Genomic DNA, 17,077 nt, shown 5'->3' on the forward strand with positions numbered 1-17,077 from the left:
GAGGCTCTCCGATGACGACGTTCGACCAGATCTCGGGCGACCTGGCCGCCCTCGAGATCGAGGTCCCCTCGTGGGCCTACGGAAACTCGGGGACCCGGTTCAAGGTCTTCGGCACCCCGGGCACACCGCGCACCCCCGAGGAGAAGGTCGCCGACGCGGCCACCGTCCACCGCTTCACCGGCCTGGCGCCGAGTGTCGCGCTGCACATCCCGTGGGACAGGGTCGAGGACTACGCGGCGCTGCGCGGCTTCGCCGAGGACCAGGGGATCGCGCTCGGCACGATCAACTCCAACACCTTCCAGGAGGACGACTACAAGCTCGGCGCGCTCACCCACACCGACGCGAAGATCCGGCAGAAGGCGATCGACCACCACTTCGAGTGCATCGAGGTGATGCACGCGACCGGCTCGCGTGACCTGAAGATCTGGCTCGCCGAGGGGTCCAACTACCCCGGCCAGGCCGACATGCGCGGCCGCCAGGACCGGCTCGCCGAGTCGCTCGCGACCATCTACGAGCGCCTCGGTGAGGAGCAGCGCCTGGTGCTCGAGTACAAGTTCTTCGAGCCGGCGTTCTACCACACCGACGTCCCCGACTGGGGCACCTCGTTCGCCCAGGTCAGCGCCCTCGGCGACCGGGCCGTCGTGTGCCTCGACACCGGCCACCACGCGCCCGGCACCAACATCGAGTTCATCGTGATGCAGCTGCTGCGGCTGGGGAAGCTCGGCTCCTTCGACTTCAACAGCCGCTTCTACGCCGACGACGACCTGATCGTCGGTGCGGCCGACCCGTTCCAGCTCTTCCGGATCCTCGTCGAGGTGGTCCGTGGCGGCGGGTTCAAGCCCGTGGCCGAGGGTGGGGTCGCCTTCATGCTCGACCAGTGCCACAACATCGAGAAGAAGATCCCGGGCCAGATCCGGTCCGTGCTCAACGTCCAGGAGATGTCCGCACGGGCGCTCCTCCTCGACACCGATGCTCTCGCCCAGGCTCAGGAGGACGGCGACGTACTCCTGGCCAACGAGATCTTCATGGACGCCTTCTACACCGACGTACGCGCCGACCTCGGCGGGTGGCGTGAGGACCGTGGCCTGGCCGCGGACCCGATGCGCGCCTACCTCGCCAGCGGCTACCAGGAACAGATCGAAGCCGCTCGTGTCGGCGGCACCCAGGCCGGATGGCTGTGAACCAGATGGACGAGAAACAGATGACCACTGCAGAAGACCTGATCGCGCGCTCGAACCGACTCGGCGCGGATCCCAAGAACACCAACTACGCCGGCGGCAACACCTCCGCCAAGGGCACCGCGACCGACCCGGTGACGGGCCAGGACGTCGAGCTGCTCTGGGTGAAGGGCTCCGGCGGTGACCTCGGCACCCTCAAGGAGAGTGGCCTCGCCGTGCTCCGGCTCGACCGGATGCGCGCGCTCGTCGACGTCTACCCGGGCGTCGACCGCGAGGACGAGATGGTCGCCGCGTTCGACTACTGCCTGCACGGCAAGGGCGGTGCGGCGCCGTCGATCGACACCGCGATGCACGGTCTCGTGGACGCCGCCCACGTCGACCACCTCCACCCCGACTCCGGCATCGCGATCGCGACCGCGGCCGACGGTGAGGCGCTGACGACCTCGATCTTCGGCGACCAGGTCGTCTGGGTGCCGTGGCGCCGTCCCGGCTTCCAGCTCGGTCTCGACATCGCCGAGATCAAGGCGAAGAACCCGCAGGCGGTCGGCTGCGTCCTGGGTGGTCACGGCATCACCGCGTGGGGCGACACGTCGGAGGAGGCCGAGAAGAACTCGCTGTGGATCATCGACACGGCGGCTGCCTACATCGAGGAGCACAGCAAGGCGGAGCCGTTCGGTCCCGCGCTCGAGGGCTACGCGGCCCTGCCGGAGGAGGAGCGCCGTACGAAGGCGGCTGCTCTGGCCCCCACGATCCGTGGCATCGCCTCGGCGGACCAGCCGATGGTCGGTCACTTCAACGACTCCGAGGTGGTCCTCGACTTCCTCGCCCACGAGGCCCACCCGCGCCTGGCCGAGCTCGGCACGTCGTGCCCCGACCACTTCCTGCGCACCAAGGTCAAGCCGCTGGTCCTCGACCTCCCGGCGAACGCGACCGTCGAGGAGTCGATCGCTCGCCTCAAGGAGCTCGCGGTCGGCTACCGCGCGGACTACCAGGCCTACTACGACCGGCACGCCGACCAGAACAGCCCCGCCATCCGCGGCAAGGACCCGCTCATCGTCCTGGTCCCCGGCGTCGGCATGTTCTCCTTCGGCAAGAACAAGCAGACCGCCCGGGTGGCGGGGGAGTTCTACGTCAACGCGATCAACGTGATGCGCGGTGCCGAGGGGCTCTCGACGTACGCCCCGATCGACGAGTCGGAGAAGTTCCGGATCGAGTACTGGGCGCTCGAGGAGGCCAAGCTCCAGCGGATGCCCGCCCCCAAGCCCCTCGCGACCAGGGTCGCCCTGGTCACCGGCGCCGCCTCCGGCATCGGTAAGGCCACCGCGAAGCGGCTCGCCGCCGAGGGTGCCTGCGTCGTGATCGCCGACCTCGACCTCGCCAAGGCCGAGACCGCGGCCGCCGAGATCGGTGGCCCTGACGTCGCCGTCGGCCTCGCCGCCGACGTCTCCGACGAGGCCGCCGTGCAGGCGATGTTCGACGCCGCGGTGCTCGCCTTCGGCGGTGTCGACCTGGTCGTCAACAACGCCGGCCTGTCGCTGTCGAAGTCGCTGCTGGAGACCACCGAGCGCGACTGGGACCTCCAGCACGACGTGATGGCCAAGGGCTCGTTCCTGGTCTCCAAGGCTGCCGCGAAGGTGCTGATCGAGCAGGAGATGGGCGGCGACATCGTCTACATCTCCTCGAAGAACTCGCTCTTCGCGGGGCCCAACAACGTCGCGTACGGCGCGGCCAAGGCCGACCAGGCCCACCAGGTCCGGCTGCTGGCAGCCGAGCTCGGTGAGCACGGCATCAAGGTCAACGGCATCAACCCCGACGGTGTGGTCCAGGGCTCCGGCATCTTCGCCGGTGGCTGGGGCGCCAAGCGCGCCGAGGTCTACGGGGTCAAGGAGGAGGAGCTCGGCAAGTTCTACGCCCAGCGCACCCTGCTCAAGCGCGAGGTGCTGCCCGAGAACATCGCCAACGCCGTCTTCGTGCTCTGCGGCCCCGACCTGACCCACACCACCGGACTGCACGTGCCGGTCGACGCCGGCGTCGCCGCCGCCTTCTTGCGATGAGCCCTCATCTCCGGGTCGCGGCGGTCGACCTGGGCGCCACCTCCGGCCGGGTCATGTCCGGCCGGATCGGTGGCGACCGGGTCGAGATCGACCAGCTGCACCGCTTCCCGAACGGGGCGGTACGTGTCCGCGGCTCGCTCTTCTGGGACGTGCTCGGCATCCATCGCGAGGTGCTCACCGGCATCCGCGAGGTGGCCCGGACCGGACCGCTGCACGGCATCGGCATCGACTCCTGGGCCATCGACCACGGGCTGCTGGACCACGACGGCCAGCTCCTCGGCCAGGTCTTCAGCCACCGCGACGCCCGCGTCGAGGGGATCGCGGAGAAGGTCGTCGCCCAGATCGGCGCGGCGACGCTCTACGGCACCACAGGCATCCAGCAGCTCCCGTTCAACACGATCTACCAGCTGGTGGCGGCCCGCGGCACCACCGCCTTCGACTCCGCGGAGACGATGCTGCTGCTGCCCGACCTGCTCGGCTACTGGCTCACCGGTGCGATCGGCGCGGAGCGCACCAACGCCTCGACCACCCAGCTCTACGACGTACGTCAGGGCGCCTGGGCGGTCGACCTGTGCCGGGAGCTCGGGATTCCCGAACGGGTCCTCCCGCCCCTTCGGGACCCGGGCTCTCTCCTCGGCACGCTGCTGCCCGACGTCGCTGACGAGCTGGGTGTCACCACCGACGTACCCGTGGTCGCGGTGGGCTCGCACGACACCGCCTCGGCGGTCGTCGGCGTCCCGGCGGAGGTCGGCGACTTCGCCTACATCTCCTCGGGCACCTGGTCGCTGGTCGGTCTCGAGCTCGACCAGCCGGTGCTGACCGAGGAGGCCCGGCTCGCCGACTTCACCAACGAGGTCGGCGTCGACGGCACGATCCGCTTCCTCAAGAACGTGATGGGCCTGTGGGTCCTGTCGGAGTCGCTGCGCTCGTGGAGCGAGCGGCGCTACCAGGGCGCCGAGCTTCGCTCGCTGCTCGCGGCCGCGGCGGAGCTCGAGCCGCTGCGTACGGTGGTCGACATCAACGACCCGCGGCTGCTCTTCCCGAGCACGTCGGCCGACCCGATGCCGGAGCGGATCGCCGCGCTGGCCGCGGAGTCCGACGAGGCGATCCCGCGCTCGCCGGCCGCGATCACCCGCTGCATCCTCGACAGCCTCGCTGTCGCCTACCGTCGCCATGTCCGCACCGCCGCCGCCCTCGCGGGCACCTCGCCCGAGGTCGTCCACGTCGTCGGCGGCGGCTCTCAGAACGAGCTGCTCTGCCAGCTCACCGCGGACGCCTGCGGCCTGCCGGTTCTCGCCGGTCCGGTCGAGGCGGCCGCACTCGGAAACGTCCTGGTCCAGGGCAGGGCTCTCGGGGCCGACCTGCCTGACCTCCCCGCGATGCGGGACCTGGTCCGCCGCTCCTACGACGTACGCCGCTTCGAGCCGCGCGACGGCCTGGACTGGGCCGCCGCAGAGGCCCGCATCTCCTGATCCTGCTCCCCGAAGGCACCCTCATGACCGACTTCCTCTCCAACGCCCGGCTCAGCCGCCGCGCGCTCTTCGGCACCGCGGCCGCCACCATCGGCACCGCTGCCGCCGGCGTTACCGCGACCGCAGCCGTGCCCCCCGCCGGGGCCATGACCGCGACCGGCACCGCCGGGCTCCCGGACGCCTTCGTCAAGGCCTTCCGCAAGCCGGGGACCGCCACAGCCGCGGGCTTCCGCTGGTGGTGGCCGCACGGCCTCGTCGACCCTGTCGAGGTCGCGCGGGAGGTCGACCAGGTCGCCGACGCCGGCTTCGGCGTGCTCGAGGTCGCCGACGTCACCCACAGCCTGCGTGCCCGCAACATCGACATCGACGTCGCGACGCACGGGTGGGGGACGGCGCCATGGGTGGCCGGCGTCAAGGCCGCGCTCGCGCAGGCGGCGAAGCGGGACGTACGGGTGGACCTGACGGTCGGACCTTCCTGGCCTGCGGCCGTCCCGACGATCACGCCCGACGACGACGCGGCCTGCACCGAGCTCGTGCACGGACAGGCGGTCGTCAGTGCCGGTTCGTCCTACGACGCAGCGCTTCCTGAGCCCGTCGTGGAGCCGGCGTCGTCGGTGACCCGCGCAGAGCTGGTGACCGTGCAGGCGCACCGCGTCACCGGCTACGTACGCGACCGCAACAACAACATCACCAGCACGATCCTCGACCCGGCCTCCTACCTCGACCTCAGTGAGAGCGTCGAGGACGAGCACCTCACCTGGACCGCGCCGGCCGAGCCGGCCGGCGCCACCTGGGTCGTGCTCGCGACCTGGCAGCGGGGCTCGGGCCAGGAGCCCGAGGCCGGCCCGCACACCTCGCCGCGTGCCTACGTGGTCGACCACTTCAACCGTCGCGGCGCCCAGAAGGTCATCGACCTGTGGCAGGACCGGGTGCTCGACGGCGAGCTGCGTACGCTGCTGCGGGCCGCGGGCGGCTACCTCTTCGAGGACTCCCTCGAGATCGAGACCGAGGCGACGATCTGGACCCGCGACCTCCTCGACGAGTTCGAGGCGAAGCACGGCTACGACCTGCGGCCGTGGCTGCCGTTCGTGCTGGAGAAGGACGAGAAGTACCAGTTCTCGATCGCGGCCGCCGACCCGGCCACCGCCGACAACCTGCGCACCAACGAGATCCGCGACGACTACAACATCGTGCTCTCCGACCTCTACCGCGACCACCACCTGCGCCCGATGCAGGAGTTCGCGAAGACGCTCGGCATGGGCATCCGGATCCAGCCCTACGGCCTGGAGACCGACACCATGCAGCACGCGGCCGTGGTCGACGTACCGGAGACCGAGTCCCTGGGGTTCAAGAACCTGGACGACTACCGGGTGATGGCCGCCGGCCGCGACCTCGCCGGCCACAAGGTCCTCTCCTGCGAGGCGATCTGCTACAACGGCGCGGCCTACAACACGACCTGGGGCGCCAACAGCACCAGCCCGACCGCCCAGAACCAGGCGCTGTTCACGATCAACAGCATCTTCGTCGCCGGCGTGAACCAGCTGATGATCCACGGCTTCCCCTACGCGAAGGCGCCCGACGTCACCTGGCCGGGCTTCGCGGCCTTTTCGCCGTACTACAACAACGCGATCGGCTTCGGGGAGGCCTGGGGACCGCGAACCCCGCAGTGGCAGCACATCCCCGGCATCGCCGCCTACCTCGCCCGCACCCAGCTGGTGCTGCAGACCGGCGCCCCGAAGTACGACGTCGCGTTCTGGCGCCACAAGGGCTGGGCCTCGACCGGCATCGGCCCACAGTGGATCACCAACAACGGCACCAAGCTCGGCTGGTCGCACTCCTTCGTCAGCGCCTCGCTGCTCGCGCTCGACGGCGTCGACGTCGCGAACGGCCGCCTGGCGCCCGAGGGTCCGGCCTACAAGGCCGTCGTCGTCGGTCCCGACTCGCTGCGCAGCAACGCGTTCACGATGGAGATCGACGGCGCTAAGCGGCTGCTCGCGCTCGGCCGCAAGGGCCTACCGATCGTGCTCATCGGCGACTGGTCGCAGGTGACCGTCGCCGGGCGTGACAGCGAGGCGGCCACCGCGGAGGTGCGTTCGCTGATGGCCCAGGTCGGCGCCCTGCCGACCACCCGCACCGTCCCCGAGGCCGAGGTCGGCAACGCGCTGGCCGCGCTCGGTGTCGTACGCGACGTCGAGCACGCCGACTCGACGGTGATGCACGTCCGGCGCGTCACCGGGAAGGTCGACCTCTACTACCTCGCCAACGCCCGGCACGCCGAGAACCGGCGGCTCAACCCAGTGCAGCAGGACGTCTGGCTGACCGCCACCGACCGCGCCGCCGTGCCGTGGCTGCTGGACGCGTGGACCGGTGAGGTCACCCGGATCGCCGCCTACGAGCGTGCCGGTGACCGGGTCCGGGTGCGGGTCGATCTCGTTCCTGGCCAGTCCACCGTGGTCGCTCTCGCGGCCCCGGGCGCGGGCGTCGCCCGCTCTGTTCTCCCCGTCGCCACCGCTGGCCAGGCCGTGGTGGCGCGGGGCGCCAACGTCGCGCTGCGTACGACGACCGCCGGCACCTTCGAGCTCACCAAGGCCGACGGTCGGACGGTGAAGGTCGCCGTCGACCGGGTCCGCGAGCCGGTGACGCCGCAGTCGTGGGTCCTCGCGCTCGAGGACTGGAAGCCGGCGAACCCGGCCGACCCCAAGGACCTCGCGACGACGAAGGAGGTCGTGACCAGCGACCTCGCGGCGCCGCAGTCCTGGTCGAAGGTCGCCGGCCTCGAGGACGCCTCCGGCATCGGCCGCTACCGCACGAGCCTCGACCTCGGCACCGACTGGACCCCGGAGGACGGCGCCTACCTGGAGCTCGGCGAGGTGAACGACACCTTCCGGGTGCGCGTCAACGGTGAGCTGCTGGCGCCGTGCGACCCGATGGATCCGGTGGTCGACCTGGGCCACGCCCTGGTCGCCGGCTCCAACACGATCGAGATCGAGGTGGCCTCGACGCTGCTCAACCGGCTGCGCACCGTCACCCCGTCGGTCTACGGCGTGGCGACCAGGCAGAGCTACGGGCTCGCCGGGCCGGTGCGCCTGGTGCCCTACGTCGAGAAGGTGGTGGCCGGATGAGCGCGCTGTCCCGGTCGCGAGCCCGCCGATCGGCCCATCCAACGATCAGCGTCATGCTGAGACAGGAGTGAACCGTGGCGGCCTCGGGCGGCGTACGACCTTCCTCTTCGACCGACCTTCCATCGGACGAGGTGGAGGTGCTGGCGTTGTTCGCCCAGGGCTACACGATCGAGCGGATCGCGCGTGCGCTGGGCATCTCCGAGCGCACCGTGCGGCGCCGTCTCCGGGCGGCCGCGGACGCGCTGGGAGCGGGGACGAGTGTGGAGGCGGTCGTGCGGGCCGTACGCACCGGACTCATCTGAACTGATGTGATGGACATGAGAGAGACGAAGGAGGCCGCCGGATGCGAGTCGCGCTGATGGTCACGTGCATCAACGACGCGCTCTACCCGAGCACAGGTCAGGCCGTCGTACGCCTCCTGCGCAGGCTGGGCGTCGAGGTCGACTTCCCGCAGGCGCAGACGTGCTGCGGGCAGCCGATGGTCAACACCGGCTACCTGGACGAGGCGGTCCCGGTGGTGCGTACGTTCGTGGACGCCTTCGCCGGCTACGACGCTGTCGTGACGCCGTCCGGGTCGTGCGCGGGATCGGCCCGGCACCAGCACTCGATCGTGGCCCGCCGCTCCGGCGACGAGGCCCTGGAGCGGGCGGTCGCGGAGATCGCCCCGAAGGTCTATGAGCTCTCCGAGTTCCTCGTCGACGTGCTCGGTGTGACGGACGTGGGTGCCTACTACCCGCACCGGGTGACCTACCACCCGACCTGCCACTCGCTGCGGATGCTGGGCGTGGGGGACCGGCCGCAACGGCTGCTGGAGTCGGTGCGCGGGATCAGGCTGGTCGACCTGCCCGGCGCCGACCAGTGCTGCGGCTTCGGCGGCACCTTCGCGGTCAAGAACGCCGACACCTCGATCGCGATGGGCGCCGACAAGGCCCGCCACATCCGCGAGACCGGCGCCGAGATCGTGGTCGCCGGTGACAACTCCTGCCTGACCCACATCGGCGGCGTGCTCTCCCGGCAGCGCTCGGGCGTACGCACCGTCCATCTCGCCGAGATCCTCGCCTCGACCGAGGGGGTGGGCCGATGACCGGCACGTTCGTCGGCATGCCGGCCTTCCCGGAGGCCGCGCGAGAGGCCCTCGCCGACTCCCAGCTGCGCCACAACCTCGCCCATGCGACCGGCACCATCCGGGCCAAGCGGGCCAAGGTCGTCGCCGAGGTGGAGGACTGGGAGGAGCTGCGCCTGGCCGGTGCCGCGGTCAAGGAGCGCGCGCTGCTCGACCTCGACACCCAGCTCGTACGCCTCGAGGAGACCCTGACCGCCAACGGCGCGACCGTCCACTGGGCCCGTGACGGCGACGAGGCCAACGCGATCGTCGCTGCGATCGCGAAGGCACACGACGCCGAGGAGGTCGTCAAGGTCAAGTCGATGGTGACCCAGGAGATCGGGCTCAACGAGGCGCTCGCCGAGGAGGGCATCGCGGCCTGGGAGACCGACCTGGCCGAGCTGATCGTGCAGCTCGGCGACGACCTGCCGAGCCACATCCTGGTGCCGGCGATCCACCGCAACCGGGCCGAGATCCGCGAGATCTTCCGGTCGAAGATGGGGGCCGCCGGCCGTCCGGCGCCCGCGGACCTCACCGACGAGCCGGCCGTGCTCGCCGCCGCCGCGCGGGAGCACCTGCGCGAGAAGTTCCTGCGTGCGAAGGTCGGGATCTCCGGTGCCAACTTCGCGGTCGCCGAGACCGGCACTCTCGTCGTGGTGGAGTCGGAGGGCAACGGCCGGATGTGCCTGACCCTGCCCGACGTGCTGGTCTCCGTCGTCGGCATCGAGAAGGTCGTCTCCCGCTGGGAGGACCTCGACCCGATGCTCAGGCTCCTGCCGCGGTCCTCGACCGGCGAGCGGATGAACCCCTACACCTCGACGTGGAGCGGGATCACCCCCGGCGACGGCCCGCAGGAGGTGCATGTCGTGCTGCTCGACAACGGCCGCACCCGCGCCCTGGCCGACGAGGTCGGCCGCCAGGCGCTGCGCTGCATCCGCTGCTCGGCCTGCCTCAACGTCTGCCCGGTCTACGAGCGCACCGGCGGCCATGCGTACGGCTCGGTCTACCCGGGCCCGATCGGCGCCATCCTCAACCCGCTGCTGAAGGGCGTCGGGCACGACGACCAGACCGACTCCCTGCCGTACGCCTCCTCGCTGTGCGGCGCCTGCTTCGAGGTCTGTCCGGTACGCATCGACATCCCCTCCGTCCTGGTCGACCTGCGCGCCCAGGTGGTCGACGCCCACCGAGGTGGTGTGCCGAAGCCGGAGGCGGTGGCGATGAAGGGTGCGGCGTACGTCCTGGGGCGCTCGCGCCGCCTCTCCGCCGTCGAGCGCTTCACCGGTCTCGGCATGCGCTTCGCGCGCCGTTTCGGACCCGCCGCCTGGATCGGCGCGCGAGATCTGCCGGACGCGCCGGGGGAGAGCTTCCGCGCCTGGTGGCTGCGCACGGATGGCGGCCGCACCGACGGCGGCCGAAAGAGAGATGGCATCGATGACTGACGCACGCACCGAGATCCTCGCCAGAGTCCGCGAGGCACTGGCCGGCTCGGCGGTCGAGCTCCCGGAGACGTCCGTTCCGCGGGACCTCGCGCCCGTCGCGACCCCCGAGGTCGTCGACCTCTTCGCCGAACGCGTGGCCGACTACCGCGCCGTGGTCGAGCGCTGCGACGCCGAGGAGCTCGAGGACCGCATCGCCGCCGCGCTCCCCGCCGGCCAGGTGGTCGTCCCGCCCGGCCTGTCGGTCCAGGTCCCCGGCGCCATCGTCGACGACGGCACCCTCACCGCCGCGGAGCTGGACCGGATCGCAGCGGTCGTCACCGAGGCCCGGGTCGGCATCGCCGAGACCGGCACGATCGTCCTCGACCACGCGCCCGACCAGGGCCGCCGAGCCATCTCGCTGGTGCCCGACACCCACATCTGCGTCGTCCGCGAGGACCAGGTGGTCCCCGACGTACCCGATGCCATCGGCGTCCTCGACCCCGCCCGCCCCCAGACCTGGATCAGCGGCCCCTCGGCCACCAGCGACATCGAGCTCGACCGCGTCGAGGGCGTTCACGGCCCCCGCACCCTCCACGTCCTGGTGGTCGCCGGCAAACGGTGACCGGATCCGGCCACGACCCTTCCCGATCGTGTGACGGGGGTCATAGTCTTCGGAGTGCTCTGAAACGTATCAATCCCGCTCCGGAGGACCCCCATGAAGCTCCGCCTGGCCGCGATCGTGATCAGTGTCCTCGTCGTCGCGGTTCCGGTCCCGGCTGTGGCTGTCGACGGCGCGGCGGCCACCCATCTGACCGTCTCGCAGCTGCCCTCGCCGCGCGACGTGGAGGACCTCAGCTCGCCGCTGCTGGCCTGGCACGTTCCCTTTGCTGAGCAGAGCGCCTACCGCGTACAGGTCGCCCGGATCAGCGAGGGCATCGGAGCCGCCGGCGTCTGGGACTCCGGTCGCGTCAGGTCCTCGGCGAGCACCAACGTGCCCTACGGCGGTCCGGCGCTCGAGCCCGAGCAGACCTACCAATGGCGAGTACGCACCTGGGACGGCCGTGGAAAGGGCTCGGACTGGTCGAGCGTCTCCACCTTCACCACCGGTCCCGGTCAGGAGTGGGGCCAGGCCCAGCCCATCTGGCTCGCCCCGGCCCGCACGATCTCCTGGGGTGACGTCACCATCGACACCACCTTCCGGATCACTTCTCAGAACGCCACCATCGTCTTCCGGGCCGCGGACGCCAGCAACTACTACATGTGGCAGTTCCGCGGCGACGGGGTGAACACCTTCGCTCCCCACAAGCGCGTGGGCGGGACCTTCACTCAGCTCGACTCGGTGCCGCTGGCCGAGCCCCTCGTCCGCGACACCTCCTACCGGCTGCGCATCCAGGCAGAGGGCAGCACCATCCGCACGTGGCTCGACGACACCCTCATCGACACCCGCACCCTCACCGACTTCGCCGCCGGCTCGGTCGGCTTCCGCACGGGCGGGTCCGAGCGCAACGCGTGGGACGACCTGACCGTCACCTCCGCCTCGGGCGAGGTCCTCTACGCCAACGACTTCTCCGCCAGCAGTGACTTCGCCTGCGGCGCCGCGGTGGACGGCTGGCTCGAGGTCGGCACGAACGCCAACTGCGTCTACGGTGTCGAGTCGCAGGACTGGGCCTTCCTCCGGCACGAGTTCACGCTGCCCGACAAGCCGATCTCGGCCGCCACCCTCTATGCGACCGCATCCTCGACCGCGCCGGGCCGGCAGTACGTCTACAAGGCGTGGCTCAACGGCGAGTTCGTCGGTCTCGGTCCGACGCAGCCGATCCGCGGCGAGGCCCGATACGACGGCTTCGACGTGACCGCCGCACTGCGGCCGGGAGCGGAGAATGCGATCGGAGTGCTCGGCTGGACGAGCAGCGACCGGCGCTTCCTCGGCCGGCTCGTCGTGGAGTACGCCGACGGCACCCGTGAAGCGATCGTGAGCGGTCCCCAGTGGCGGAGTCGCTCCGGTGGGCTCGTCTTCCCCTCCGCCGGCAGCATCGGGACGTCGTTCTTCTCGGCGCCGAAGGAGAACCTGCAGTCGGCCCAGTGGCCCGAGGGCTTCGCCGAGCCGGGCTTCGATGACTCCGGCTGGAGCGACGCCGCGGTGCGTCCGGCTTTCAGCGACCTCCGCGCAGCCCCCACGGCGAAGGTGGAGCAGCAGCTGAGGGCGCCGGTCAGCGTGGTGGAGAAGGCGCCCGGCCACTACTTCATCGACTACGGCCGAACCTGGATCGGCGGTCTCTCCCTGGACGTCGACGGCACGGCGGGACAGGTGCTCGACCTCCGGTTCGGCGAAGAGCTGTCCGCGCCCCAGACGGTGCGGTACGCCATGCGGACCGGCAACACGTACCAGGACAAGTGGACGCTGCGCGACGGTGAGCAGCACCTGGAGACCTGGGGGATGCGGGTCTTCCGCTACGCCGAGGTCATCGGGGCTCCCTCCGGTCTGGGCGCCGCCGACTTCCCCGCCTTGGCGCAGGTCTATCCCTTCGACACCGACGAGGCGGTCTTCGACTCCGCCGCCGACGACCTCGACCGCGTGTGGGCGCTGTCGCGCAACACCATCGAGGCCACCAACCACGACCTCTACGTCGACTCCTGGAGCCGCGAGCGCGGTGCCTATGAGGCCGACAGCTACCTGCAGATGATGGCCAACTTCTTCGTCTCCAGCGACCCGACCCTGGGCAACTACTCCCTGGAGTACCTGCTCACCCGCAGGACGTGGCCGACCGAGTGGCCGATGTACACGATCCTGGCCTTCCACGACTCCTGGCAGCAGACCGGCGACACCGAGGCCCTGGCCCGCAACTACGCCGCCCTGCAGGAGAAGCTGCCGCTCAAGTGGGTCGAGCCGTCCACGGGACTCATTCGCAAGAACACCGGATCCAACGGCGGCAACTCCTGTACCGACTGCGACATCGTCGACTGGCCGGCATCGGAGCGCGACGGCTACGTCTTCCGCCCCTACAACACGGTCATCAACGCGATCGGCCACCGGTCGTTCCGCGACATGGCGGAGATCGCGACGGCGCTGGGCCACGACGACGACGCGGCGACGTACACCGCCATCGCCGACCGACTCCGGAACGCGGCCAACGACAGGTTGTGGGACTCGCTCAAGGGTGCCTACCGAGACGGCCTCAACGCCGACGGCACCCCGATCCAGCACTGGGCGATCCAGGCGAGCGTCTTCGCCACGGCGTTCGGACTCGCCCGAGGTGAGGCCGCGCAGCAGGCCGCGGACTACATCGGAACCCGTGGCATGGCCTGCAGCGTCTACTGCGCCGCTTTCGTCCTCGAGGCCCTCTACGACGGCGACCGCGGAGACGTCGCGCACCAGCTGCTGACGAGCACGGGACTCCGCAGCTGGCTCAACATGATCGCGGAGGGAGCCGGTGCCACCGCCGAGGCCTGGGACACCTCGCTGAAGCCCAACATGACGTGGTCGCACCCCTGGGCGGCATCTCCGGCCTACAACGTGCCCCAAGGCATGTTCGGCATCGAGCCCCTGATGCCTGGCTACGAGGAGTTCCGCGTCCGGCCACAGCCCGCCGGGGTCCCGTGGGCACACGTCACCCTGCCCACCCTCCGCGGACGCATCGGCGCGGCGTACGCCACGACCGACGGCGGCATCGACGTCGGCGTGAGTGTCCCGGGCAACTCTCGGGCCGAGGTCTTCTTGCCGGCGCCGTCCGGGGAGCAGGTGTTCCTCGACGGGCGCCCGGCGCCCGCGACGCGTGAGGGCTCCTACCTGGTGATCCAGGACGTGCCCGCCGGCTGCCATGTCATCAGCACGAGCTCGGGTGAGAGCCCGGAGATCGAGCGGCTTCGCGCCGTCTGCTGAACCCGAAGGCTGTGCCCGGATCCGGCCACAGCAACGAATCAACTCGCTCGGAGGAACCCATGAAGCTCCGCCTGGCCGCGATCGTCACCAGCGCCCTGGTCGTCACCAGCCTCGCGGCGGCAGTGACACCGACCGGTGCCGCGTCCGCCAACACCGCGCCCGGCTCACCCGCCGGTCTGACCGTCGACGACATCGCCCGACCGCTCAACACCGACCTGACCCCACGGTTCGGCTGGCTGCCCCAGGACAGCGACGCCAACGAGGTGCAGAGCGCCTACAAGATCGAGGTAAGCGACGCCGCCGGTGAGATCGTCTGGGACTCCCGCAAGGTCACCTCCGCGCAGCAGTCCTACGTCGACTACGCCGGCGAGACCCTCGAGCCCGGCAGCCGCTACACCTGGCGGGTGATGACCTGGGACCGCGGCAAGCTGCCGTCACGGTGGTCGGCGAGGGCTGCCTTCGAGACCGGGCTCGGCGACGGCGACTGGGCCGGCGCGAGCTGGATCAGGCGACCACCGGGCACCGCGACCAACCCCGCCCAGGAGCGCGACGAGTGGACCCTGGCCCGCACCGAGGTCGAGGTCCCGGACGGCAGGATCGTCAGCGCCCGCAGCTACCTGGCCGCCAGCCACACCGCCGAGCTCTATCTCGGCGGCGAGCAGGCCGACCGGATGAGCAACTTCGGCTACCCGAGCGAGGGCTACTACCAGGCCGCGGACGTCACCGACCTGGTCACGCCCGGCGAGACCCTCGCCCTCGGCCTCAAGCTGCACTGGTTCAGCGGCGGCCAGGGCCGCGCCGCGGGCATCCCCGGCGTACTCCTGAAGCTCGAGCTCACCTACGCCGACGGTGAGACGACCACGATCGTCACCGACGGCTCCTGGAAGGTCCGCCGCGGCCCGTACGTCATGGTCGGCACCCGCAACGGCGAGGGCCTGTGGATCGAGCACCTCGACGGCCAGACTGCCCAACAGATCGGCGACTGGACCGCGCCCGGCTACGACGACTCGCAGTGGTCCGGCGCCGTGGTGGTCGGCGCGCACCCGGTGGCGCCGTTCACCCACCTGGAGGGCCAGCAGACCCGGCTCGAGGAGACCGTCGTCCACCCCGAGCGCATCCTCGAAGCCGCCGACGGCACCCCGGTCGCCGACTTCGGCAGGATCATCCCGGCTCGGCCCGGCGTGCACTTCGAGGACGGAGTGGCCGGGCGACAGGTCCCGATCCGGGCCGGCTACGAGCTCGCCGACACCGGCCGGGTCTCGACCACCGGCCTCTCGACGCAGAGCACCAACATGTCCTTCCCCTACACCCAGGCCGCGGGCGCGCAGGACTACCTGGCGGTCGGCCACCTCGGCTTCCGCTACCTCGAGATCCCGGGCGCGGGGGAGGAGATCACCGCCGAGGACGTGACCGCGACCGTCGTCCACACCGCGTACGACGAGGACGGCGCCGCCACCTTCGAGAGCTCCGACGCGACCCTCGACGACGTGTGGGACCTGATGGACCGCTCGCTGCGCTACTCCGTCCAGGAGACCTTCGTCGACACCCCGACGCGCGAGCAGGGCCAGTTCCTGCACGACACCGCCAACATCTCGATCGGCCTGATGTCCTCCCAGCGCGAGCGGGTCGCCTCCCGCCAGGCGATCCGGGAGTTCCTGCTCAGCCAGGAGCGCTACTGGACCACCGGCAACGACGCCGGCCGCTACAACGCGGTCTACCCCAACGGCGACGGCAAGCGGGACATCCCCGACTTCACCGAGGTCGTCCCCGACTGGATCTGGCGCTACTACCTCGAGACCGGTGACAAGGCCGTCCTCGAGGACGCCTACGACAACCTCACCGCCACCGCCGGCTACATCCGCCGCCACATCGCCACCAGCGGCCCGACACAGGGTCTGGTCACCAACCTCTCCGGCGGCTCCGGCCAGTACCTGTACGGCATCGTCGACTGGCCCGCCCACGGCCGCTTCGGCTACGACATGACCACCGCCGCCAGGACCACGGTCAACGCGCTCGGCGTCGACGTGCTCCGCAAGGTCGCCCTGATCGGCGACGAGCTGGACCGCCCCGAAGCCGAGGTCGCCGCGCTCCGCTCGGACGCCGACGCCCTCGCGACGCGGATGAACCAGACACTGCGCAAGACCGACGGGACCTACGTCGACGGCCTGCTCGCCGACGGCACCCAGTCCGCCCATGCCGGACAGCACGCGACCTCGTACGCCATCGCCTTCGGCGTCGCACCGCAGCAGGACGTCCCCACGCTCGGTGAGCAGATCGCCGCCCAGGGGATGAAGCAGGGCCCGATGACCGCCCACGTGCTGCTCGAGGCCCTCGCCGAGGCAGGTGCCGGCGAGAGCGTCCTGAACCTGCTGACCAACGAGGACGACTACGGCTGGGCCGGCTGGCTCGCCGACGGCGGCACCTTCACCCCCGAGGCCTGGGAGCTGAGCGGCTCCGCCAACAGCGCCTCCCACGGTTGGGGCTCGCGCGGCATCGTCGACGTCACCGAGTCGGTGCTCGGCATCCGCACCACCGCCCCGGGCGCCGCCGAGGTCGAGCTCACCGTCCCGGCCACCGGCCTGACCCACGCCAAGGGCTCCGTGGCCACCCAGCGCGGCCGCGTCGCCTCCGCCTGGACCCGCACCGCCGACGGCCTCACCCTCCGCGCCACCATCCCGGTCAACGTCACCGCGGTCGTACGCCTCCCCGAAGGCTCCTACCTGGCCACCGGCCCCGGCAGGACCGCCCCGCAGCGCTTGGGGACCGAGAACGGCATCACCTCCTACCGGATCGGCTCCGGCGCCTGGACCTTCACGAAAGGGGCATGAACAGGTGCCGTGACTCCGCTAGC

10 protein-coding genes are annotated in these 17,077 nt (G+C 70.8%); all 10 read left to right on the forward strand.

The window, feature by feature from the left end:
• The first annotated feature begins 11 nt into the window (after positions 1-11).
• Positions 12-1,181: an L-rhamnose isomerase gene (rhaI, locus tag OH802_RS13755; RefSeq protein ID WP_406028790.1), complete on the forward strand. Its 1,170-nt coding sequence runs from the start codon at positions 12-14 to the stop codon at positions 1,179-1,181.
• 20 nt (positions 1,182-1,201) lie between these two features.
• The gene (locus OH802_RS13760; protein ID WP_406028792.1) at positions 1,202-3,232 is read left to right on the forward strand and encodes a bifunctional aldolase/short-chain dehydrogenase; all 2,031 of its coding nucleotides are present in this window, start codon (positions 1,202-1,204) and stop codon (positions 3,230-3,232) included.
• Positions 3,229-4,704 carry a rhamnulokinase family protein gene (locus OH802_RS13765; RefSeq protein ID WP_406028794.1) on the forward strand — a complete coding sequence of 492 codons (1,476 nt, stop codon included), beginning with the start codon at positions 3,229-3,231 and terminating at the stop codon, positions 4,702-4,704. The genes OH802_RS13760 and OH802_RS13765 overlap by 4 nt, the downstream gene beginning before the upstream one ends.
• A gap of 23 nt (positions 4,705-4,727) precedes the next feature.
• Positions 4,728-7,826 (forward strand): glycosyl hydrolase, encoded by a 3,099-nt coding sequence (locus tag OH802_RS13770; RefSeq protein WP_406028796.1) that lies wholly within the window; start codon positions 4,728-4,730, stop codon positions 7,824-7,826.
• Positions 7,827-7,900: 74 nt separating this feature from the next.
• Positions 7,901-8,128 carry a helix-turn-helix domain-containing protein gene (locus OH802_RS13775; RefSeq protein WP_406028798.1) on the forward strand — a complete coding sequence of 76 codons (228 nt, stop codon included), beginning with the start codon at positions 7,901-7,903 and terminating at the stop codon, positions 8,126-8,128.
• A gap of 41 nt (positions 8,129-8,169) precedes the next feature.
• Positions 8,170-8,910, forward strand: coding sequence for a (Fe-S)-binding protein (locus OH802_RS13780; RefSeq protein ID WP_406028800.1), 741 nt, complete (start codon positions 8,170-8,172; stop codon positions 8,908-8,910).
• Positions 8,907-10,367 (forward strand): lactate utilization protein B, encoded by a 1,461-nt coding sequence (locus OH802_RS13785; protein ID WP_406028802.1) that lies wholly within the window; start codon positions 8,907-8,909, stop codon positions 10,365-10,367. The genes OH802_RS13780 and OH802_RS13785 overlap by 4 nt, the downstream gene beginning before the upstream one ends.
• Positions 10,360-10,968, forward strand: coding sequence for a lactate utilization protein C (locus OH802_RS13790; protein ID WP_406028804.1), 609 nt, complete (start codon positions 10,360-10,362; stop codon positions 10,966-10,968). The genes OH802_RS13785 and OH802_RS13790 overlap by 8 nt, the downstream gene beginning before the upstream one ends.
• 93 nt (positions 10,969-11,061) lie before the next feature.
• Positions 11,062-14,226: a family 78 glycoside hydrolase catalytic domain gene (locus OH802_RS13795; protein WP_406028806.1), complete on the forward strand. Its 3,165-nt coding sequence runs from the start codon at positions 11,062-11,064 to the stop codon at positions 14,224-14,226.
• A gap of 59 nt (positions 14,227-14,285) precedes the next feature.
• The gene (locus tag OH802_RS13800; RefSeq protein WP_406028808.1) at positions 14,286-17,054 is read left to right on the forward strand and encodes a family 78 glycoside hydrolase catalytic domain; all 2,769 of its coding nucleotides are present in this window, start codon (positions 14,286-14,288) and stop codon (positions 17,052-17,054) included.
• Positions 17,055-17,077: the final 23 nt, after the last annotated feature.

Origin of the sequence: Nocardioides sp. NBC_00850 (assembly GCF_045207335.1) — a bacterium.
Taxonomy (GTDB): domain Bacteria; phylum Actinomycetota; class Actinomycetes; order Propionibacteriales; family Nocardioidaceae; genus Nocardioides.